The organism is Paraburkholderia pallida (assembly GCF_004524855.1).
Taxonomy (GTDB): domain Bacteria; phylum Pseudomonadota; class Gammaproteobacteria; order Burkholderiales; family Burkholderiaceae; genus Paraburkholderia; species Paraburkholderia oxyphila.
Window position 1 is genome coordinate 1,624,015 of record NZ_CP038151.1, and the last position, 21,118, is coordinate 1,645,132.

Genomic DNA, 21,118 nt, shown 5'->3' on the forward strand with positions numbered 1-21,118 from the left:
TTACCTTCTCTCGAGAACCATTGGTGAGCAACTCAACTGAACAATGATCAATCTTCTACACGCAATGCAAGTATTCGTGCGCGTTGCAGATGCCGGCAGCTTCGCACAAGCTGCATCCCAGCTCAACGTGTCGACGTCGATAGTCACCCGTCACGTCGCTAACCTCGAATCCCATCTCGGCATCCGCTTGTTTCAGCGCACAACGCGCAAAACTGCCTTAACAGAAGCAGGACGCGAATATATGGTGGGATGTCGTTCTGTACTCGACGAAATCGAGGAACTAGAGGCTCGTGCCACGCTAACATCACGTGAAATAGCAGGCGATCTCCGAATCGTCGCATCCGGCAGCTTTTCCTTGTTCCAGCTCGCGCCATTTTTTGCTGAGTACCAGCGCGAATATCCACGCGTCGTCTTACGGGTCATTCTGACAGAGCAACCGGTGGACCTGCTGGACGCCGGATTCGACGTCGGGATTGTCGTGGATAGGATGATCACCTCTTCATCCCTTATCGCGCGCAGGCTGGTTCGCGCTTCGCGAGTACCCGTTGCAGCACCACGCTATCTGACAGGCGCGGGTTCGCCTCGCATACCCACTGACTTGGCCAAACATCGCATCCTCAGTCAAACACAAGAAACAGGAACGCTGTCATGGACGTTTGCAAAGGAGGACCAAGAGCAAATTGTTGTCAACCCATCGTTTACGGTGAACAATGCGACAATGCTCAAACAGGCTGCACTCGCCGGAATGGGAATTGCAATGTTGCCGGCAGGCCTCGTTTCCGACGATCTACTCGCCGGAAACTTGATTCGGCTCTTACCGGACTATACGGTTGTGAACTCCGACGTCGAGGTTTCCCTCGTCTACCCTAGCCGTCAATATATTCCACAAAAGGTACGGACTTTCATCGACCGCGCTATCGAGTATTTCCGATGACGCTCCGAGGGTCTGCGCACTCACCTCGCTTGGCGCGCAAGTGTCTGTGGAGCGGTTAGATTCGCAGTCCGGCTCCCTTGAGTGCTCGCAACCAGTGCGGCCGGGTAGTTAGGATCATTCATCGGCATGAGACCCGATTTTTCAGTCGCAAGCAATTCGGCTTTCACTTCTGCGCGGGTTTTACCGTACTGGGTTTCGGCCGGCGCTGTATTCTGTGCGGGGAGCACCTGCGAAAAAACGGGGCCACTACACAAGAGCAGGGCGATGGCAACTCTGGACAAGCTTTTCATGGCAATCCAACTGAAAGCATTAGTGATGGCTGGAGTATAGTGTGCCAAGCTGCTTGCCACGACGGTATCCCGGGCAATGGGATATGAACAAAGTTGCAACAATGTGCGCACTGCCCCAAACGCACCCGCGACACCGCCCTCACAAAGAGATGCTTTTAGCGCGATGGTCAGCTTTGTGCAGCTTCATACGCATTGCTGCACACCGCCTAGCGCCCATTGTTTGTCGCAAGGAATCATGTCTTTCACGACGGCGCGTTAGGTATCCGAATGCGACCTGACTCGATGTCGACGAACACATAGTGGAGCCCCGCCTCTTGTCGTGGTGTGTAGCCGGGAGGAACCGCATCGTCGTTAACCAACAGGAGTCGATATGTGGCCGCGCCTCCGTTCGACCGAAGCTTCGAAACCGCTTTCTGCTTCTTCGGTCCGAAGAACGATGGAGCTACATTAAATGCCTCGCCCACCCGCGTGCGGCCGCTCTGGTCCGTTCCATTCAAATCGAAGCCATTGCGGTCTTCGTTGCCGAACTCAACAAGATAGCGCTCGATGCCAAACATACCGGCCTGGATCAATCCTGCCACGCCACGCAGAATGACGAGGTCAGACATGATTCGGTTGGCGGCCTCAAAGAGGGTGACGCCGGGATATGGTCCATGCATCAACTTCTCCCGCTTTAGCGCCGTGAGCAGCGGAATCCCACGGAGGCCATGGATGGAGTCGCCAAGTTCCGCAAGCGTATCCTTGACGTCCTCCCCGCCCTCAGCCTGCGGCTGCCGCGCAAGGCGCGGGAAGGACGGGGATTCCTACTGCTAGACGGCGACGTCCCGCCGCGAGAATGTTCACTGCCGCATTGATGTCGCGATGATGATACGCACCACATTCGAAGCAGGCCCATTCCCTTATTCCAAGACCTTCCCGGCCCTTCGGGCCAGTGCGCCTGTTACAGCAACCGCAGGTCTGGGTTGAGTATTTTTCATCGACCTCATCGAACCACACGCCCGCGCAATCGCTTTTATATTGCAGCATGGTCCGGAACAGGCTCCAGCCCGCATCGAGCACGGACTTCGCCATCCGTGTCCTCGCGAGCGCCGAAGCGTTCACGTTGCCGATGAAGATGGCGCCGTATTGCTGGACGAGCGCCGTGGAAAGCTTGTGCAACTGGTCCTTCCGGGAGTTTTTGATTTTTGGATGGAGCGCACGCACTCGCGCCTTCTTCCTTGCGCATTGTGCTTTCGCCAGCACCGTCTCGAGCTTGCGGTAGTGTCGGTCGAGGGTGATGACCTGAGCATCACTGGTTGCGGCGAAGTCTTTCAGGCCGAGATCAATGCCCGCGGAACGTTCGACCTCGCCGGTGGCGGGCGTCGGCGTCTTTTCTACCTTGATGGTCACGTTCAGGTACCACCGGCCGCGTGCATCCTCGCTGAAGCTCCCGGCACCAAGCTTGTACCGGGAGAGACCGTAGCTGTCCCACAGTGACAGCCGCGTGCCTGCGAAGAACACCTGTCCGTTGCGATACCGGATGGCACTCGCCTTGAACGGAATCCAGCCGAGCGAGCGGCGGGGTCCGCCCGACGCGCGCCAGCGCAGCCGGGTCTTGCCGGCCTGTTTCCGGCGCACCGCATACTCTTCGCCGATGGCCTGGAGAGTCTGCGAGTGCAGGTGCAGTCCGGCCTTGCCCGCGCCCCGGGTGAACGGATGGAAATCGTAGCCCGACAGGAAGCGCTGCTCCCGCTGCCAGACCATATGGGAGAGCTCATTGCAGTAGTTCCACACGAAGTTGACCTCGCGCGCGAGTACACGCAACAGCTTTGCGTGTTTGTCTTTGAGTCTGAAGCGCAGGACCCGGGTGGTGAGGGACATGTGCCAATACGGTTGTTTCTCCGTATAGGCACGTCGCCGTTTCCCCGTTGAAAATCACGCGATTCCTGCTTCGCTGTCTACACCTGCCTTTCATCCCCGGCCTGAAGGCCGAGGTTTTCAGGCCGATTGCGGATAAACTCCTGCGTAATCTGACTAATATTGGATGCGCTCAAGACGCGTTCTTGTTGCTGCATAGGAAGTTTCTCTTCAGAATATGTCGCTGCCGGCGACGGGATTGACTCGACAGCAATGCTGCGCCTAGCTTGCCTTCTTGGCCGTTTCCCGATGGCGGTACGTTTCGGCAACAAAGTCAATGAACGCCACTGCCGAAGCGACTGCAAGACGGGCGTGGCGCGGCTGCAAGCCTCGGTGTTGACCGTCACGGCCATGACCAGTCCCGTAGAGTCCACGTAATTGAGCCAAATTGTTGGTGAGCTGAGTGAGATTGCGCAAGATCAGCCGAATGTTGTCTGCCCCCTTCGTTTCGTCCGTGATCCCTTCCGGTACAAGTTGCAGCTCACGGGCGACCTTCTTTGTCAGATCGCCCAGATCTTCCGATTTGGTAAACGCGACACCTTTCTTCGTCAGAATCGTTTTGCAGCAGGTTTCAATGAGTTCCTTTGCCGTTCCGATCGCTAGCGCAGGATCCCGGTCCACGGCCAGCTCCAGTCGCTCAATCTCTTTCGCCATCCAACCTGCATCCAGCGCCTCGGCCACGGTCCGCGCGCGTGATACTGCGCGAGAGCCGTTATGGGCGATTCGACGGTATGCAAAACGCGGCCGTCCTGCAATACGCTCCTCTTCGTAGAGCTCCCATCCGGCATGGCTCAACTGACCATTGAAATGAGAAACCAGTTTGAGGACTTCCTCTCGATCCGGCCGCACAAGCGGGTGGACCACTTCGCACAGAAAGCGTAGAAAACGGTCTGCGGGGCCATCGACAAGATCGAAGCGACTGTCCGAGTAAACCCAATCTCGGTCCCAGTCATCGTTGTTGACGCAGTGCTGCCATATGTCTCCAGCTGCATCCTTGAATCGACTGTCCGTCGAAGGATATTGCTGCAGATCAAACAGGCGACTCAGAAACTCGACCTCGTCAAGCTTCCCAAACCACGCTACGTCTTCTAGCCGCATTCCGTCCAGGATATTGATACGAATCTGCCTTGAGAGCCCCGTGCCCTCCACCCTCCAATCCTTGCGCTTCACATTCTCTGGAACGATCCTGGCCGAGTACCAGTTTTGGGTTTCTTGCTCAAGGATAGATTTTAGTCTTGCCGTTATTTGTTCATCTAACTGCGCCCGTTTAGCGCCTAGCCTCGCATATTCTTGCGCAGGGACCTCGAACTGAACCTCCCAGATTTCAGTACCACCGTTCCAGTTGTCGTAGCCCGTCTGTTCGGCCCGCGCGGGATAGGTGCGTACAAGACCGGCCGCCTCGGCCATACCCTCTGCTTCCAGCAGCGCAAAGGTGGTCGCAAGTACCTCCTCCAGATAATTAGCCTCCACCCGTTGCCTCTCGCGAAAGATTGCCGTTTCGAACGACCTTGTCTCGGCAGAATTTACGATAACGAGCCATCCGGTGCCCTTCGACTGAATCAGGACTCAACCGGTCAGTGAGCGCTGGACAACGTTTTGAAGAAGAACGCGACCGCATCTACGGGCCGCGAGTGACGATCTGATATCGTACCTGTCAGGACCATGCTGTAGTACAAGAGCGATGACACTGGCGTATGGTTCGAGGAGGTCGACGAAGAATACTCAAGCCAGACTTGCAGCTGCTGCAAAAGGCGCACGGGCCAGAAGAGGCTGGAAGGTCTTGGAATAAGAGAATGGGCCTGTCCAGAGTGAGCGCATATCATCCTCGCGACATCAATGCGGCAGAGAACATTCTCGCGGCGGGACGTTGCCGCCGTGCAGAAGGAATCCCCGTCCCTCCCGCGCCTTGCGTGGTAGTCGCAGGCTGAGGACGGGGAGGATGTCAAACCTAGGCCTTTTCCCGTTTGTCCGCATCTGCGTCGCGTTTCGAGATCAGCTTGTAGTGCATTTGCTTCGCTCCCTGCATCTTCTGGTTGACCTCGACGAAGACGTTGTTCAGGGATTTGTTGGCAGCATCGTGGACATAGCCGGTCATTCCCGCCCGGTGTCGATCCATATCCGCATTTACAACGACGCCTCGTGTTAACAATCTCACCTTTTCGATGATGTTCTTGTATTCAGCCTTCCTCATTGACGAGGTGTCCACGGCAAGGACGAACGTTTCTCCGGTGCCAAGACGTCCCTCGTTAAGCTTCGCAATACACGCGTCTAGCGGACGAACCTCAACGCGCTTCCCTTCTTGCTCAAATGCACTTTCAAGCCTTCCAACGAGGTAGTCTTTCTTCAAATATCCGACGATGACGTGGTCTTCGGCCTTCAGGACGAACTCGCCGTGCAGACGGCAGGTCTGGGCGTTTCGAACAAGCATGCCAATATCTCGCTGTCCAATGGGCAACAGTGCACTCTTAGCGACTTTTAGCTTGTTCCGAGCATTCTTCAACCGCAGTTCCGCTTCCGCTGACCGGACACTCCCAAGCGCCGAGAGCAGTTTGAAAGTCGCATCAAGTCGTTGCGCGATTGACCTCACCATTGCCGACTTGGCGTCCGTACCCTTGAGCGTCCCAATCATCCGTAAATCGTGTTCTGCGGAAGCCAGCATTGGAGGAATGGGGTCAAGCTCTCGCCGGTCGTCAAAGTGGAAAAGCGAGGCCGCCGAAGACAGTTCTTTCGGGGCTGACTCTCGACCTTTGGACAACCCGGCCCTGTCAACGAGCTTGCCCGATATTTCTGCGTTCCGAGCAGCCGTCACCCGCCTGCCAGTCGGGGCCGCGGCAGTCGCATCGCCCGGCATCAGAGATGTCATTCCGTCAAGTTCACCAAACAGTCGTTCCAACTCTGCCATAAGCGCCGGCTTCCGGCCCTGATTGACGGAATAAACCTTCGTCCGGCCACCGGACCGACCGGCGACGGGCTGCAGTTCTGTACTGAAATCGTCCTTCCGACGACTTAGCACGGTATAAACTGTATTGCGTGGCACACCGACATCGGCCGCAATCTCTGCCACGGTAAACCGCACGCGTCGCAGCATTGCCGCGAGGATTTTGTAAGTTTTCATGGTCTTCACCAGAGCGTCCAAAGCCAGTATAGCACTCATCTTTCATTTGAAAGATGAGTCTCTACGCGACCAGTGTTTCTAGCAATGCGATGGCATTCCTGTCGCGTGCGAACTGCTCTGCCGCCTTGATCCACGCAGTGGGAGCCATCGTGGCCGCCTCTACGGGAGTTCGCGCATTGCCTAGCCGCTCCCCGATTCGGGTCACAAGACTGGCCCGCTTCTCGTCGCCCACTGACGACACGTTGACGCCCATTGAGAACTGCGCGGTAAGCCAAAAAGCACGTTCCTGCCCCATTTCTGGCGAGACACCTCTGAACATAAAGTAGAGACTCTCAGCCGCACGTGCACCGACCCTGTTCTTGATGTTCTCGATTTGACCAGTGTCCGGCCGCACACGCGCCCGATGGTAGTCCGACGCCACAGCGACCACGTCCGACCAGCGTAGCCCTTCACTAACGATGGGGCAGTCCTCGCTGATATATCGGAAAAGATGGGCGGCGAGCCAGTCCATCCAACCCTCCGAAAACTCAACGGAGATAAGTGAGAATTCAGTCCCCGTAGCAACGCCACACTTCGCATGTGAAAAGAGTTCATGAACGAATACGTACAGGCTCGCAAGGAAAGACAACAGTGAATACTCCCTGGCATCGACGAACAGGGTTACCCCCGGCTCACCCCGGACACGAAAGCTGCCCCCGACCGCGAATTGCCGCGCCGGACCCTTGGCGCTGTCTGCGAGCAACTGCGTCGATAAACGAACAGTAGTCAAATCACGGCCACCCGCGTACTCGTATGCGTACTCGGTGATTGTCTTTGCGTCTTCGAATAGCAGCTTGATCGGCTTAATGCATAGTCCGTGGTCATCCACGGTTTCCGCATCATGCGCGAAATCCTTTCCACCACGACATGCGCGCTCGGCGGTGCAGCACTTCGCGCACGCGATTTCCCCGGCTGCGCCTACTACAGCGTTGCGCCAAGTCATGACACTTTCGGTGCCGGCTGAACTGCTCTCAATATCGGCAAGCGAAACGAGCGCACCCATCAGGTCATCGAGAGCCCCACCGGAAACCCCGGTTTTCTTTGTGGCTCTGCACTTCGCCTCAAGCACCGATATCGCCGCATGACAGCCCTCGGCACCGACCTGCAGCGAACGTTGAACGTCGCTCTGCAGATCGGCGCGGATAAGTACCAATCGTCCGGCAAGCGGCACCCGATCGGCGAGCGGAATATGTGATGCCATGACTACTTCTGCACCTTCGCGTTCTTTTTCTTGGCCGGAGCCGCCGACTCGGCGGGTGATTCATGCGCCGGCGCCGCCTGCTTCTTCGCCTTACGTTTTGGCTCCGGCGCACTCGAGCCGTTGGCGTCCTTGGACGCTTTCGCTTTGCGCACGGCCTTCTTCACCTTCTTGAGGCTCTCTTTGGACGACGCCGCAGACTCATTCAGGTCAGCATTTGGGTCATTGCCGACGTCCGATTCATTCGCTGCGGAGTCCGTATCCCCGCCGCCGGGCTTTTGCACCTTCTTCTGCTCAAGCTTCTTCGCGGCCCTCCCTTCTTCCTTCTCAAGCTTCTCCGCCGCCTTCTTTTGCTCCTTTTCGAGCTTCTTCGCAGCCTTCGTTTGTTCCCTTTCGAGCTTCGCCGCAGCCTCGCGCTCGCGCTTTGCCTGCTTCCTCTTTTCCATCAGCGCTGGCCTTCCCCAGCGCTCCTGAAGCTGAGGCAGGATGAGATGCTTCCAGACATCGTACGCGGCAATCGAAATCGGACCTTTTACTACCGCAATGTGAAAGAGAGCATCGATAAGCTCGCCAGCCGTCCCCATGCCATCAGGCACGACCGTGACTTGAATCTCAAGCGCTGACTCTCGCACAGCCTGCGCCATTTTTTGCCCGCGCTCGTCAAACGAAGCAAACTTTCCCCCATTCTTGACAAAGGCAACTGCATCCTCCACTGCCGTCCGGAACTCATCCGTGGAAACTTCGTGCGCGAGCACTTCACACGATACCTCGACGGCGTCTTCGATCTCACTTTTAGTCGTCACAACTCGGTCTCCTCTAGGGAAAGGCTTTTATTTTGAGCAACCCTGTATTATGCCACCGCGAACCCAGTTCTTTCTCCGATTCAACATGACACTTACGAAATGACATGAAATCAGATACATGAAATCAACTCTGAATTGCCGAAAAGCCCCGAAATTTTCAAATTTGCACGCCCCCCCCCGCTTTTCTTCTTCAGTAATAAGATAGCGCTCGAAGCTCCCAGAGGGCGCGCACGCGTTTCGCCACCGGCCGACCAGGGAACACCGGAGAAGCACCGAAACGATGCGTATCGCATCAATTTCCGTGTACTCCCTGAACGTATGATGCTCCGAAATTAGCGACGCCCTTACATTAATTCGGCGTTCCGACCTAACGCGAAATGCGGACTCTCTTCGGAACGTGACCGCTCTTCATCGAAGTCGTATGCTACGAGTGGACGTCAAAGCATGTACCTCTAGTAGATTACATTCACCTCCAAATCAACTCGGAAAGGCCACGACTTAATATATCATCAGCGACGACTCCAGCGTCGCCGACCTTAGCTGTGCCGTATGTCGGCATCCATCAATAAAGCGATTTGAAAAGCAATGAATACAAAGAAAAACGAAGCCCGCAGGACGAGATCTGGGTCAGCCCGAAGAGGTAGTGCGACCGACGGGAGCAAGTCGCGTAGAGAGCGCACGATTGAGTCCGGGGCGGCAGAAGTCCGTGGGCAAATCGAGAACGCGGATGACGGCCCAATCTGGTGGGAGAAGACAGTTGAGTATATTTTTGCTCTGCGCTATATGAAGGAATACACGCTGATTTGCCCACTTTCCGGAAAGCACGAGCGCGCTGGGGATGTGCTAAGCAATGCAGGAACGAAATGGTGTCTCATCGAGTTTAAGCGATTCGGTCCGCCCAAGTCCACGCATCAAGCAGAGAACTCCGAATCAGAAAAGAACGGAGTAACCGGAACGAATAGCGAAAACAGAAAATTCCTAGGGTCGACAGAAGCACAGACAACCTTTCACCTCTACAGGCACGAATTGGGTAAGAAGAACAACGAAATCCCGTTTCATAGCATCGTGCATGGAAAGCCTGTTGAAAACAAGATCACGCTCGGAGCACACGACTATTGGGATCCGACCAAGGGGCGAGAGACCGAGAAGCTATTCACCCTTGGCACTGAGTACGCAACGTTTAAAAACTACGTGGACCTATTTGTGAAAGCAAAGAGTGGCAATTCTGGCGCGGGCGGTGGATCGGGTAGTGGCGGTGGTGGTGGCGGCAACACACCGCGCGACGACACCGACCCGTCAAACACTCCTGGCACTGGTGTTGCGCCCGAACCCGAGGCAATTGACTACACGAACGTCATTGCGGTTACGCAGCATCACGAGCTGTTCTGTTGCCCGCTGAGCGATTTCATGGTAATGCTCCACGACACCGGCGGAAATCCACCTCCACCAGATGACGAAGACGGCGGTATCGCCGATACCCCGAAGGCACCACGCGACTTTGGTAGCGGTGGCGTGGCAAAACAGTTCGATCCGGTCACTGTTATAGGACGAGATCCTGAAAAGGAGCGAAGCTGGGTCAACGACGAAACAATGGCCGACGCGACCTAGCAGGCGCCACCACCCGGTTCAAGGTTCAACGCCCAAAAGCCGCCTTCCCGAAAGCTGCGCTGCCCTTGATGCTGAAAGGGTCTGGCCTGGTCCGGCCAGACTCGGCTCAGCGCCCGACTGGCACTACACGCTTACGACCACGCATAGTCCCCGCGCGCACCAACACCAGCGCATCGCCCTAGATGCCTCACCATCTTAAACCTCGCCTGCCCGGCTCTTCGTCGTCTTAGCAGTGACACTACCGGTTCGCTTTGCGTCAGAACCGCTATCGTTACTTACGACGCTGCCATCGTCTTGCCAGTGACCACGTCTTGCGGGCTGCAGACTGGCAAATCAGACGTTCACGTCAGCCGTAACCTCCCAACCCGAGACGTCGTTCCGGTGACCACTCGCGCCGCTTGGTATCAGCACGCAATGCAGTTCGTTTGCGTTATCGAACCCGATCAGGATGTTGTCTCCCTCATGTGCGCGAGCCATCACCTTGTTTTCCCGAAAATAGAGCCGGTGTTCGGATCGCGTCGGATGCTTTCTCCGAGCGTCGTACCAAGTCACTTTAGCTCGGTCGGTAATGGCTTCCCCTCTCAAAGAGAACACCGCTTCTCGTTCAAAGCTGTCCTCGCCAAATATCTGTTCGAGCTGCGCGACTCCGTTGAACTCATGTTGATGGGACTTCTCCGGATCGGCTTCGGTTGCCGAGAGCAACTTGATACAGGCGTTTCTCAGGACAATCGCTCTATCGCTCATCTTTTGTCTCCCGTCAGTAACACCCTACTACTCCCTATTAACGCCTACCGAACAACACGTACTTCCACTGCGAACGAGATACGGTCGCCCCGACTGCAGCAGAACGACTAAAAGCTCACGCGTATGAAGCAGCGGCGCAGCCTTCCCACGCGTGACCTCATGCGCGGCCACGGCAAGCCAGACTACGCAATATCGACCGGTACCGCCGGGAAGTCAACGACCGTCCGCAGTGACTCGTTCACATAGTTTGTAAACGTATTAATAGCCACATGGCCAATAATCTCAAGCAGCTCTTCATCACTGTACCCTGCGTCCTTGACTTTTTGAACGTCTTCAACGCTTACCTGACCCCGATCCTTCGCCAGCTTAACGGCAAACTCGACCGCTACCGCCGCGCGCCCGTCGTTGGATGTTCCCTTTCGGTTGGCCGCAACCTCCCCCTCTCCAACGCCATCAACGCGGACACCAACGTACGTATGAGCCGAGAGACAATACTGGCACCCGTCTAGCTGAGCGATTGCAAGTGCAATCCTGTTCCTGGTCTTCCGGTCGAGCATGCCCTCACCAAGGGCGTTGTTGAATGCAAGGTAGCCCTTAAGCATTTGCGGGCTATTCGATATTAGCCGAAACATGTTCGGAACCTTGCCGAGTTTGCGTTGCACGCCTTGAAGATACGACTGTGATTCCAAGGGCGCGCCTTCGATCGTCTCCGGCGTCTGGATGAGTGACATATTAGTTACCTCATGCGATTTATCACGATGGCTCAGCCATTCTTAGTGCTAGCGTTGCCTAGGCAGGAGTGAGCACATGCGCCAACAAGCTTTCCTCCGTTGACAATCAAACAGCCGCCCACTGGTTCACCGAAAATCACAAACAGATCCTGCGCCCCACTACCTCCGAGACTTTCGAATCGAATATGCGAGAACAACCGGAATCCGACTCTGGGCACGCAGCATTTACGAGTCTTGCAAGTCCTCGATCCCCGCTTGCTAATTGCGCGAAGCTTTCCTCTGCGTGGTGGTGGTCACACGCGTGCATGAAAATGATGATCACCCGAAAAGGCCAATATCGCGATGAGCTCGCGTGCCTAAAACGCACTGTCCATCATCGGCTTTTCGCGGCGCCTTCTCTCAGCAGGATTAGCAGCGTCGCGCCTTTTAGTACGCATTCAATGACAGACAGGTAGAAACCCAGTCTGAAAGCGTCATACTCGGTTGAAATGCTCGGTACAATCGCGACGACACTAGTTGCACAGATAAAGATCACCACAGATCTGGCAAGGACCAATCCGCGCAACGCGAAAAAAACGGAGGTCCCAAGGATCGCCTTTGAAAGCACAAGCGCAAGTGCCTCATCTATCTTCTCGCATCCCGCGAACTCCCAAGGCAACTCCACCATCGCCCATATCCAGACGCATACACTCAAAAGAAGGCCTGGTGATACTCCGAGTCTGTCAAACGCTCCCCGCTTTTCGCGCGGTACGTCGCCTGCACTCATAGCTCGTCTCCGCACGCCATCACTGGCACATGCGTCAAACCTATCTCACCTTCGTGACAATCTCAGTCCGCGTGGTAGCGGAGATCACTGAATTGTTGAGCCGTGGAGACATTCTGACTCCGCACCGCCGCACGTCTTTCGGAAAAAGCTATCAATTGCAAATTGGCACGCCATTGGCGAAGATACTCGCCACAACAAGCCAATCGTTCATCGCACCGCGCAAACTCGAAAGACTAGAGCAGGACGGGAAGACGGCCGAGAATGACTGATGGGAGGAATTATTCGCTCACGACAAGGCCGGGCTGAGCTCTCCCCTAAAGACTGAAATACGTTGCAACGATCAGCACAGTCATCATATTTGTCGGCGGACAGTCCTCGCTCCACCTGGGTGTAGATCAAAGCACTTTTACAGCATCGACCCGTTACGCCATCGCGCTGATGGATCACTATCAACGCCAAGAACGCATTTGAATCGTCGGTCAGACACACTGCGGTCGTCGAAGGAAGAAGAAGAGAGTGACCGGTCAGAAATGGTCGATGTTCTCTTCTTCGTACAGCCTATAGATAAGGTCGAGCATGCGCGATAATTCCTCAGATTCGTCGGACGCGCGAAAACTCATGATGATAGGCGACGTTAGGTCTTCTCCGTCGAGTTCCTTGTAACTTACGTCGTCGCGCTTGAGTCCGTAGATGCTGCCAGGGACGATCGAGATTCCCTCACCAGCGGCGACGAGCCCAAGTGCGATTTGCACTTCACGAGTTTCGTAGATGGACTTCGGCTGGAGCCCCCGATCTCGAAATCCCGCGAGCACCTGGTCAGCAAAACTTGGGCGCGGCGCTTTGGGAAAAATTATGAGGGTATCGTTGATCAGATCCCGAATAGACAGCGCCTGTCGAGATTCCGATAACGCATGTCCAGCCGGTAGCGCGACAATCATGCGCTCGTCGCGCAAAACAATACGCCTGACCTTTGGATCTTCGTAACGAATCCGACCAAACCCAACATCTATGGTGCCATCACTCAGTGCCTTGATTTGATCCATCGTCGACAGTTCGTGCAACGTCAGCACAACATCGCTGTACTCGTTGCGAAACCGCCGTATGACCTTCGGTAGCAGGCCATACAGCGTCGAACCAACGAACCCTACTGACAGACCACGCTCAACCTTGCTAACACGTCGAGTCATCGACTCCAATTGATCCGCTTGCGCCAACACTTGCAGTGCGTGCGAATAGAAAAAACGGCCTGTATCTGTCAGCTCTAGTAGGCGTGAATTTCGTACAAACAGTTGCGCACCCAACAGATCCTCTAGTTGGCGGATCTGCCTGCTTAATGGCGGCTGCGCCATATGCAGTCGTAGTGCGGCTCGCGTGATATTGCGCTCCTCAACCACGGCAACAAAATAGCGCAAATGCCGCAATTCCATGAGTTTTGACTCGGTTGAAAATCGACCGCCGCAAGATTATCCATATTCACTTCGTCACTTGCAGCGACCGGATGATGCCAGCATTCAGCAGGCATCTTCCTCGAATTCGAGTATAAACTGTCGCACGAGTTGCCGGCCTGAACGTATTTCGGCAACTCGTGGCTAATCGAGATCAGAAGGGGTAAATAATCGGTTTGTCCAGAGCACTAACCCACTGAGTCTGCGTAAACTCATGGAAATTCGCCGGCCCGCCGAATCTTCCTCCATTCCCCGACGAGCCCATACCGCCGAACGGAATGTGGAATTCGTTATTGACCGTTTGATCGTTCACATGAACCATACCCGCCCGGATCCGCGAAGACAATGCCAAACCGCGCGACATGGACCGCGTGTGTACCGCCGCCGCCAAGCCATAATCCGATGTGTTGACGAGTGCCACCGCTTCATCATCGTTGTCAAAGACAGTGATCGGCGCAACCGGTCCAAAAATCTCGTCAGTGAAGGCTGGCATGTCCTTGGTCACACCTGCCAAGACAGTCGGTTCATAAAAGAGATTCGTGTATTTCCCCCCCGTCAACAAAGTTGCTCCGGAGGCGATGCTTTTCTGGACGATGTTGTCGATGCGGTCCCGTTGCTTCTGATTGATCAAAGGCCCCAAGTGGACTTGATCCTTATGCGGGTCACCCACTAGCAACTTTTTCGCGCGCTCAGCTAGCTTTTGCGCGTATTCATTCACTAGGGAGCGGTGTACGAGATGACGGCCTGTCTGCATACAGATCTGGCCCTGATGAAGAAAAGCACCCCATGCACCGCTCGATGCCGCCGCGTCGACGTCAGCGTCGTCGAGCACAACAATCGCGTTGTTGCCACCTAACTCAAGTGCGACTTTTTTGAGCATCTGCCCGCAGATCTGTCCGATTGAGCGACCAACTGCCGTCGAACCAGTAAACGAGATCATCCCTACCTTGGGATGACGCACCAGTGCATCGCCCGTGACTGGCCCGCCGGGGATGACGTGCAAGACCCCGCTCGGCAAGCCCGCATCTTCGAACACGCTGGCCAACAGGAGACCACCTGATACCGCGCTCTGCAGATCAGGCTTGAGGATGACAGCATTGCCAACTGCCAGAGCGGGTGCGACCGACCTCATGGCAAGGAGGATCGGGAAATTCCATGGAGCAATGACACCGACCACACCGACAGGGACGTGGCGACAGATATTCAATCGGCCCGGCATCGCAGAAGGATACAAAGCGCCATCAGGCTGCATCGGCATCGCAGCTGCCATAAGCAGTTGCTCGTATGTCGCGTGCAGTTCCCACTCGGCCTTCGCAGGTGTCGAACCGCACTCGCGAACGTTCCATTCATTGATCTCGGCTGCGCGGTCCTTGAGTAGTCTCGCTGCCTCACGCAATATCGCGGCCCGCTGGTCGAACGGCATCGACGCCCAAGACTGCTGAGCTTCTGCGGCCGACGTCGCTGCGAGATCCACGTCCTCAGGAAGTCCCACTCCGATCGTCGAAAGTATTTCTCCCGTGGACGGCTCAATGACGGGCGCAACACCGCCCGTGGCGCTTCCCCATCCGTTCGAAAAGATATGACCTTCCCAAACGCACGACTGGTTAACTTCGCTCATTCTGTCTCTCCAAAAATTGTTTATATGACTTCTGTTGCCATATTGCTCAATCAGCGGGTGCAACCAATTGCTGCATACGGTCTGGAACGTTGTTTCCGTTTCTTGAAATCGCGAGGGAGGCAATCGCGGCAACTGCGCCGGGAATGGCGAACACCATGAAGTTAAAGCCGATTGAAAATTTCTGGCTAAGCAGGTAACCGCCTAGCGCCGGACCTGCAATTGCACCAAGTCTGCCTACTGCGGCCGCCCAACCAATCCCCGTTGACCGGATTGCGGACGGGTATAGCTGCGCCGCAAACGAATGCACGACGCACAAAGTGCCGACTGTCGTCGCACCGGCGCACATGAGAAGCAGATTCAGTACGACTGTGGTCTGCCTGTATCCAAGCAGGAAGATAGAAATAGCTGCGATCACGAAGAACAGAATCAACGTCGGCTTGCCGCCGTATCGGTCTGCAAGCCACCCGCTAAACAAACCGCCAAATATCGCTCCAACATTGAGAACGGTGAGGAACGTCAGACTCGACCCAAGCGAGTAACCGTTCGCAGCCATCAACTTGGGTAGCCAAGTGTTCAAGCCATACACCATCAGCATGCACATCCCGAAAGCGATCCACAGGAGAAGCGTGTCCAAAATGTTACCGCGCGCAAACAGTTCGACCGTACGCGAACGCGCCGGATCTTCTTGCGCCTCAGCGGACGAAGTCGCAAGGCTCGACGAACTACCGCGAAATTCGGGCGCATACCGCTTGAGTATGGGATCGGCTTCCGTGTAGCGTCCACGTGCAATGAGGTAGCTGATAGACTCCGGCAGCCAGAAATACAGGGCCGGGAGGACCAACAAGGGAAGGCCTGCAACGAGGAAGTTCGCACGCCATCCGAAGGCCGGCGTGATCACTTTGCCTGTTAGGGCCGCGATTACGCCGCCTACCGAATAGAAGCTCAGCATGACGGTCACCATGATGTTGCGCTTTCCAGATGGCGACATCTCCGTCATAAGCGCGACTACGTTCGGAACCATGCCACCGAGGCCAACGCCCGTAAAAAAGCGGCATGCTGTGAACTGCGTGGCGCTATCACAAAATCCGTTGCCCAACGCGGCCAGACCAAAGACCCCTAGGCATGCAAGAATGACACGTTTTCGCCCGAATCTGTCCGAGGAGCTACCGAGCGTTAATGCGCCCACCATCATTCCGGTCAACGCGCTGCTTCCGATTATCCCTGCGACAACTGGCGAGAGCTTCCAGTCGATCATCAGTTGAGGAAGCACAGACCCATAGATCACGAGGTCATACCCATCAAACAGCATGAGCATCGCGCACCAGAACATGATCGCGACGTGAAACGAGTTCAGGGGAGTGTCCTTCAACACATCGTCGATGACGTTGTGGTTCATCTGTGTCTCCAACTTTGTCACGAGTATTTATATTTGGCGCTTCTTGTCCAACAAGTCGCAAGATCACACGGTGTACCGCTCGATTTCCTGTTCCCGCCAAATGATGCCGGCGCCCGGTTCGGTGCCAAAATGTGCCTTGCCGTCCTTGAATTCGATCACCGGTTCCAGAACGGGACCTGCAAGGTCCATCTTCTCGAGCCAATGACAGGTTGGAGTCACCGCTAGCAAGTGCGCACTGAACTCCTGGAAGATGTGGCTCGACATCGGCAGGCTATGCTGTTCCGCCAGAACACTCGCTTGTAGCCACCCACTGACTCCGCCAATCTTCATCAGATCGGGCATGCAAAGATCGCACGCGCCAGCCGCGATGGCTTTGTTCATCTCGTCCGGCCCAAACCAGTTTTCCCCCATTTGGACCGGCGTTCGCACCGCATTTCGGATGACTGAATGCCCTGCGAAGTCGTTCTGCAGGGTCGGCTCTTCAATCCAGGCAACCCCTTCCTCGCCCAACACGCGCCCCCGTCGCACGGCTTCAGGCACCGTCAGCCCCTGGTTGTAGTCGACCATGATCTGGACGCCTTCACCGACGACATCGCGGATTGCGCGCACAACACATAGATCGTGCTCCAGCGTCGGGTAACCGATTTTTGTTTTAATGGCAGTAAACCCCTGTTGCGCGGCATCGTGGGCTCGCTTCACGGCGAGCTCAACATCGTCCATGCTATGACTGTCGTAGGCCGGGAGCGGACGTACAGTCCCACCTAAAAGCTCAACGAGTGGCAAGATGTGTGCTTTCGCAAGTGCATCCCAGGCCGCCATATCGATGCCGGCCGTCGCCATGCGCACGAGGCCGGTATTTCCAAGCAGCCTGAAACGCGACTGCAGCACTCGACCGATCTCGTATGGAGCCAGGCTCATGCCTTCAACAACAGCCGCCAGCTCTTCCACCATCTGTTGCACCGGTTTGAGCGCTAATGGCGTGTACGTGAAGAGATAGGCGCACCCGGTTATACCCGCATTGGTCAGAAGGTCGATAAGGACCAACGGGGACGTCGCCACAACGCCAACAGCCGTCTTGACGGGATACTGAAGCGGTACATTGACTGCGCGGGCGCGCAGCCCGGTAATTTTGATGTCGTCCATTCTTTGCCACCGGAGTGTCAGATACATTCGCGGCCCAAGGCCACAGATACGTGCGATTGGGGGGTAGAGACGAAATCGCGCGTTAGTTGTTCCACGTCCGGGCAACCGATCTGCGCGAGCGTGGTGTCGATTTCCCTCTTCATGATCGACAGCACGGATTCGACCCCGCGCTGCCCATCTGCGGCAAGCCCATACAGCGTGGCTCTACCTAGCAGCACGGCTTTCGCCCCCAACGCCACTGCCTTGACGACGTCCGAGCCGCGACGGACTCCGCTATCGATCAGCACGGGCGCGGCAATCCGATCCGCAGTTTCGCTTAAGGCTTCGAGGGGCGCGATAGCGCTATCCAGTTGACGGCCACCGTGGTTAGAGAGAATCACGCCATCCGCGCCAAACGCGATGCAGCGTTCGGCGTCGTCGGCGCGGCTGATCCCCTTGATGAGCAGCGTGTGAGGCCAGAGATCGCGTAACCATTTGAGGTCATCCCATGCGAAGGTCGTATCCATCTGCCGGCTCATCAACGCCGCCTGTAACTCCACGTCCTGCACGTCTTGACTCGCGAAGTTTGCAAGTTGAGGCATGCCGTAGCGCACCAAGTCGTATGCCCAACGCGGATGCAGCATGCCGTCGACGACGGTTCGCACGCTGTACCGCATTGGCATGCTAAAGCCGTTCCTCATGTCACGTTCGCGCTTGCCGTTGACACCCACGTCAGTGGTCAGCACCAGTGTTGTGTAGCCGGCGTCATACGCGCGTTTCACGAGCAGTTTCGCGAGCGTACGGTGAACAACATACAGCTGGAACCATATCTCGCCGGTCGCTACCTTCGCTACGGTTTCGATCGAGGAAGTCGACGCGGTCGAAAGAGCGAACGGAATTCCGCACTTTCCCGCGGCTTGGACGAGCGCAAGATCACCATCTGGCCAGAAGATACTGTTCAAGCCTGTCGGGGCAATGACAAGGGGCGCAGCCAAAAATCTGCCAAATAGAGTCGTCTGACTGCTCCGTTTGCTGATGTCAATCAGTCGACGCGGCTGTAACTTAACTTCACGGTAGACATCAAGATTGTGTTGTAGACCTATTTCGTCTTCAGCACCGCCGTCAAGGTAATCGAAGACGATTCTGGGAAGGCGCTTCTTCGCTAGTGCACGATAGTCGGCGACGTTCACTGACTTACTCATGGTGCGACCTCTGTGTTCTTAAGCCAGCGTCTCAACTTCGATAAGTACAGGCGATTTGCTCGCAAGTGCCTGCTGAAGCGATTGCCTCAATGAATCGCTGGACGCGGCGCGCATCGCCTGCACGCCATATCCGCGCGCGAGTGCACAGAAGTCGATTCCGGGCACGTCGAGACCGGGTACGTCCTCCACCTGCAGCACACCTGCGAACCATCGCAACGCGCCATATGTACCGTTCTTCAAGATGACGAAGATGGCAGGAATGTTATATTGGGCCGCCGTCCAGAGCGCCTGAATTCCATAGTTCGCCGACCCGTCACCAATCACCCCAATCACGCGCCTGTCAGGCTTTGCCAACTGGATGCCGACTGCGGCCGGGAGCGCAAATCCGAGTCCACCAGCGGCGGCGAAGTAATAACTCCCCTGCTCCGTCATACGGAGCCGCTTCCACAGGATGTTCGTCGTCGAGGTCGACTCGTTTACGTAAATTGCGTCGTGCGGCGCCACTTCGTCGAGAATGTCAAAAACGCGTTCGGGGGCGAGAGGGCCCGGTCGCTCCGGAGCCGGTTCAGGACGACTCAGCGAGAGCGGCATGGGACGCGAAGCCTTATTGGTCGTTTCGCACAACATCCGCAGCGTCAAAGCGATGTCTGCAATAATCGCGTCGCCCATTGGCGCGCGCGTCGCCTCGTTGATGTCACAGGTAATCGCAATAAGGCGCGTGCCCTTGGGCAGGTAGTCACCGGGCTCGTACTGGTGATACCTGAATACCGGGGCACCCACGACTAGTACAAGATCGTACCCGTCAAGCAACCGGCTAATGCTCGCAATGCCCGCAGGAAGCAATCCGCGGAAGCACGGGTGTGATGTAGGGAACGAACAGCGCGGCGCCGAAGGCGCCATCCACACTGGCATGGACAACTTTTCGGCAAGCTCGACCGCTGATCCGTTAGCACCGCACGCGTCGACGTCCGGACCAACGACCATCACTGGATTCGACGCTTGCTCGAGCCTGCGTGCGAGCGAATAGAGCGTGTCCGGGGACGGCAGGCCGGCCAACTCAACGCGTCGACTGACAAGGTGTTCGACACCCGGCTTAACCTCCTCTTTCCAGTCGTCATAGGGCACAGACAGGTACACAGGCCCCTTAGCCGGCGTTGCCGCCGTATGAATCGCCCGACTCAAGGCCAGCGGCACCTCCTGCGCACAAGTCGGCTCGCAGCTCCACTTGACGAGAGGTCGTGGCAAACTGGCAGCATCAACGTTCGCCAGCAACGCCTCAACGCCCACCATCGATCGTACCTGCTGCCCGGCAGTTACGACCAGCGGTGTGTGCGAATTCCACGCGTTGGTGAGCGCGCCCATGGCATTACCTGTGCCGGCCGCCGAGTGGAGATTTACGAGCGCCGGCTTCCCGTTCGCTTGGGCGAAACCATCAGCCATGCCGAGAACTGTTCCCTCGTGCAAGCCGAGAATATAGCGAAAGTCCTTTGGGAAGTCCTTGAGAAACGGTAGTTCATTCGAGCCAGGGTTTCCGAAGAAGGTCGTTAATCCTTGCTCGCGCAGAATCTCGTAGCATGCTTGGTGAACGGTCGTCATACGCCATAGTCCTCATCGATCCTCGCATGCTAACTTCCGGCTCGCGATCCATCCAATCATCATTTTTTGGTTCTCGAAATAGACACGGTCTATATAACTCGCCCCGCCATGCCGACGGACTCGCGGGGACCCATTTGGCAAGACTTCGTCACACTTCACGAGATCGCGATTGTGTCGCTACGTTCGTAACGGCCGATTGGCCTTCGGAGAAATCTGCGTACGCAGGCTTACTCAAACTATCCTTGACTTTGCGGTCAACATCGGTCCCGACATGGTTAAATTTGTAAGGTGCCTTACAAATCGAAACTGGACGGCTTGACGCCTGCTCTTCCAGCGATTGCAGATGAACGCATGCCGTTAGCATGAAAGTTCCTAAACAACGTCAATGATCCGTCCATCGATGTTTTAGCAATCGAACAAGCTTGTCTGCACTGTTCCCGAGAAATGGATGCCGATGCCTTCTGGTCTCGCGGGCCGTTCGGGTTTTCTCTGCGTTGCAGGTTAGCGTGGTACAACTATACTTAAACCGTAAGGTCCCATACGTTTTTGGTTGTGTGTAACAGGTCACCCTGCTCGATCGGTACATCGATACAAAGGCGTGAAGTTCATTCATTA

General features: G+C 56.0%; 19 protein-coding genes and 1 pseudogene. 4 read left to right on the forward strand and 16 right to left on the reverse strand.

Translation table 11 applies throughout. From position 1 onward, the window contains the following. The first annotated feature begins 43 nt into the window (after positions 1-43). On the forward strand, positions 44-934 hold the full coding sequence (locus E1956_RS41940) for a LysR family transcriptional regulator (RefSeq protein WP_134759311.1): 891 nt from the start codon (positions 44-46) through the stop codon (positions 932-934). Between the two features lie 20 nt (positions 935-954). Here E1956_RS41940 and E1956_RS47830 read toward each other — a convergent pair whose 3' ends face one another. The 4 genes from E1956_RS47830 to E1956_RS41960 form a co-directional block, all read right to left on the reverse strand. Next, complete coding sequence (locus E1956_RS47830) at positions 955-1,224, reverse strand: DUF4148 domain-containing protein (RefSeq protein WP_418789371.1); 270 nt, start codon at positions 1,222-1,224, stop codon at positions 955-957. A gap of 242 nt (positions 1,225-1,466) precedes the next feature. Then, positions 1,467-1,883, reverse strand: a complete 417-nt coding sequence (locus E1956_RS41950) for a hypothetical protein (RefSeq protein ID WP_134759315.1) — start codon at positions 1,881-1,883, stop codon at positions 1,467-1,469. Between the two features lie 100 nt (positions 1,884-1,983). Then, a complete protein-coding gene (locus E1956_RS41955) occupies positions 1,984-3,084 on the reverse strand; it encodes an RNA-guided endonuclease InsQ/TnpB family protein (protein WP_134759317.1) in 1,101 nt (366 codons plus the stop codon). A 258-nt stretch (positions 3,085-3,342) separates the two neighbouring features. Next, positions 3,343-4,590: an abortive infection family protein gene (locus E1956_RS41960; RefSeq protein WP_232072274.1), complete on the reverse strand. Its 1,248-nt coding sequence runs from the start codon at positions 4,588-4,590 to the stop codon at positions 3,343-3,345. Between the two features lie 252 nt (positions 4,591-4,842). Between E1956_RS41960 and E1956_RS47835 the strand changes: the two are divergent. Then, a pseudogene (locus E1956_RS47835) lies at positions 4,843-4,932 on the forward strand (hypothetical protein); the annotation flags it as partial. A 136-nt stretch (positions 4,933-5,068) separates the two neighbouring features. Here E1956_RS47835 and E1956_RS41970 read toward each other — a convergent pair. The 3 genes from E1956_RS41970 to E1956_RS46505 form a co-directional block, all read right to left on the reverse strand. Beyond that, positions 5,069-6,235 carry a helix-turn-helix domain-containing protein gene (locus E1956_RS41970; RefSeq protein ID WP_134759319.1) on the reverse strand — a complete coding sequence of 389 codons (1,167 nt, stop codon included), beginning with the start codon at positions 6,233-6,235 and terminating at the stop codon, positions 5,069-5,071. A gap of 61 nt (positions 6,236-6,296) precedes the next feature. Continuing rightward, entirely contained in the window at positions 6,297-7,475 is a 1,179-nt protein-coding gene (locus E1956_RS41975; RefSeq protein ID WP_134759321.1) for a hypothetical protein, read from the reverse strand. Between the two features lie 2 nt (positions 7,476-7,477). Beyond that, on the reverse strand, positions 7,478-8,275 hold the full coding sequence (locus tag E1956_RS46505) for a DUF1682 domain-containing protein (protein WP_167760301.1): 798 nt from the start codon (positions 8,273-8,275) through the stop codon (positions 7,478-7,480). 585 nt (positions 8,276-8,860) lie between these two features. Here E1956_RS46505 and E1956_RS41985 point away from each other — a divergent pair. Then, positions 8,861-9,883: a hypothetical protein gene (locus E1956_RS41985; RefSeq protein ID WP_134759323.1), complete on the forward strand. Its 1,023-nt coding sequence runs from the start codon at positions 8,861-8,863 to the stop codon at positions 9,881-9,883. Between the two features lie 333 nt (positions 9,884-10,216). Here the strand turns inward: E1956_RS41985 and E1956_RS41990 are convergent, their stop codons facing one another. From E1956_RS41990 to E1956_RS42000, 3 genes are all read right to left on the reverse strand, one after another. Then, positions 10,217-10,627 (reverse strand): type II restriction endonuclease, encoded by a 411-nt coding sequence (locus E1956_RS41990; protein ID WP_134759325.1) that lies wholly within the window; start codon positions 10,625-10,627, stop codon positions 10,217-10,219. 182 nt (positions 10,628-10,809) lie between these two features. Then, positions 10,810-11,358, reverse strand: coding sequence for a carboxymuconolactone decarboxylase family protein (locus E1956_RS41995; protein ID WP_134759327.1), 549 nt, complete (start codon positions 11,356-11,358; stop codon positions 10,810-10,812). Positions 11,359-11,731: 373 nt separating this feature from the next. Further along, complete coding sequence (locus tag E1956_RS42000) at positions 11,732-12,124, reverse strand: hypothetical protein (RefSeq protein ID WP_134759329.1); 393 nt, start codon at positions 12,122-12,124, stop codon at positions 11,732-11,734. 29 nt (positions 12,125-12,153) lie between these two features. On the opposite strand from E1956_RS42000, the gene E1956_RS42005 reads away from it, so the two are divergent. Beyond that, positions 12,154-12,393, forward strand: a complete 240-nt coding sequence (locus E1956_RS42005; RefSeq protein WP_134759331.1) for a hypothetical protein — start codon at positions 12,154-12,156, stop codon at positions 12,391-12,393. A gap of 255 nt (positions 12,394-12,648) precedes the next feature. Here E1956_RS42005 and E1956_RS42010 read toward each other — a convergent pair whose 3' ends face one another. The 6 genes from E1956_RS42010 to mdlC form a co-directional block, all read right to left on the reverse strand. Continuing rightward, positions 12,649-13,551, reverse strand: coding sequence for a LysR family transcriptional regulator (locus E1956_RS42010; RefSeq protein ID WP_134759333.1), 903 nt, complete (start codon positions 13,549-13,551; stop codon positions 12,649-12,651). A 172-nt stretch (positions 13,552-13,723) separates the two neighbouring features. Then, positions 13,724-15,187, reverse strand: a complete 1,464-nt coding sequence (locus E1956_RS42015) for a benzaldehyde dehydrogenase (RefSeq protein ID WP_134759335.1) — start codon at positions 15,185-15,187, stop codon at positions 13,724-13,726. Positions 15,188-15,233: 46 nt separating this feature from the next. Further along, complete coding sequence (locus E1956_RS42020) at positions 15,234-16,583, reverse strand: MFS transporter (RefSeq protein WP_134759336.1); 1,350 nt, start codon at positions 16,581-16,583, stop codon at positions 15,234-15,236. A gap of 63 nt (positions 16,584-16,646) precedes the next feature. Next, the gene (locus E1956_RS42025) at positions 16,647-17,726 is read right to left on the reverse strand and encodes an enolase C-terminal domain-like protein (protein WP_134759338.1); all 1,080 of its coding nucleotides are present in this window, start codon (positions 17,724-17,726) and stop codon (positions 16,647-16,649) included. Between the two features lie 17 nt (positions 17,727-17,743). Next, on the reverse strand, positions 17,744-18,907 hold the full coding sequence (locus E1956_RS42030) for an alpha-hydroxy-acid oxidizing protein (protein WP_134759340.1): 1,164 nt from the start codon (positions 18,905-18,907) through the stop codon (positions 17,744-17,746). Positions 18,908-18,925: 18 nt separating this feature from the next. After that, positions 18,926-20,503 carry a benzoylformate decarboxylase gene (gene mdlC / locus E1956_RS42035; protein WP_134759342.1) on the reverse strand — a complete coding sequence of 526 codons (1,578 nt, stop codon included), beginning with the start codon at positions 20,501-20,503 and terminating at the stop codon, positions 18,926-18,928. Between the last annotated feature and the right edge of the window lie 615 nt (positions 20,504-21,118).

What these genes read in the sequence shown, in the direction of transcription:
- E1956_RS41985 (WP_134759323.1), top strand. Translation starts at nt 8,861, where the DNA reads ATGAATACAAAGAAAAACGAAGCCCGCAGGACGAGATCTGGGTCAGCC.
- E1956_RS42015 (WP_134759335.1), bottom strand. Translation starts at nt 15,187, where the DNA reads ATGAGCGAAGTTAACCAGTCGTGCGTTTGGGAAGGTCATATCTTTTCG.
- E1956_RS42025 (WP_134759338.1), bottom strand. Translation starts at nt 17,726, where the DNA reads ATGGACGACATCAAAATTACCGGGCTGCGCGCCCGCGCAGTCAATGTA.
- E1956_RS42030 (WP_134759340.1), bottom strand. Translation starts at nt 18,907, where the DNA reads ATGAGTAAGTCAGTGAACGTCGCCGACTATCGTGCACTAGCGAAGAAG.
- E1956_RS41940 (WP_134759311.1), top strand. Translation starts at nt 44, where the DNA reads ATGATCAATCTTCTACACGCAATGCAAGTATTCGTGCGCGTTGCAGAT.
- E1956_RS42020 (WP_134759336.1), bottom strand. Translation starts at nt 16,583, where the DNA reads ATGAACCACAACGTCATCGACGATGTGTTGAAGGACACTCCCCTGAAC.
- E1956_RS42010 (WP_134759333.1), bottom strand. Translation starts at nt 13,551, where the DNA reads ATGGAATTGCGGCATTTGCGCTATTTTGTTGCCGTGGTTGAGGAGCGC.
- E1956_RS41975 (WP_134759321.1), bottom strand. Translation starts at nt 7,475, where the DNA reads ATGGCATCACATATTCCGCTCGCCGATCGGGTGCCGCTTGCCGGACGA.
- E1956_RS41955 (WP_134759317.1), bottom strand. Translation starts at nt 3,084, where the DNA reads ATGTCCCTCACCACCCGGGTCCTGCGCTTCAGACTCAAAGACAAACAC.
- E1956_RS42000 (WP_134759329.1), bottom strand. Translation starts at nt 12,124, where the DNA reads ATGAGTGCAGGCGACGTACCGCGCGAAAAGCGGGGAGCGTTTGACAGA.
- E1956_RS41970 (WP_134759319.1), bottom strand. Translation starts at nt 6,235, where the DNA reads ATGAAAACTTACAAAATCCTCGCGGCAATGCTGCGACGCGTGCGGTTT.
- mdlC (WP_134759342.1), bottom strand. Translation starts at nt 20,503, where the DNA reads ATGACGACCGTTCACCAAGCATGCTACGAGATTCTGCGCGAGCAAGGA.
- E1956_RS41990 (WP_134759325.1), bottom strand. Translation starts at nt 10,627, where the DNA reads ATGAGCGATAGAGCGATTGTCCTGAGAAACGCCTGTATCAAGTTGCTC.
- E1956_RS42005 (WP_134759331.1), top strand. Translation starts at nt 12,154, where the DNA reads ATGCGTCAAACCTATCTCACCTTCGTGACAATCTCAGTCCGCGTGGTA.
- E1956_RS41995 (WP_134759327.1), bottom strand. Translation starts at nt 11,358, where the DNA reads ATGTCACTCATCCAGACGCCGGAGACGATCGAAGGCGCGCCCTTGGAA.
- E1956_RS47830 (WP_418789371.1), bottom strand. Translation starts at nt 1,224, where the DNA reads ATGAAAAGCTTGTCCAGAGTTGCCATCGCCCTGCTCTTGTGTAGTGGC.
- E1956_RS41950 (WP_134759315.1), bottom strand. Translation starts at nt 1,883, where the DNA reads ATGCATGGACCATATCCCGGCGTCACCCTCTTTGAGGCCGCCAACCGA.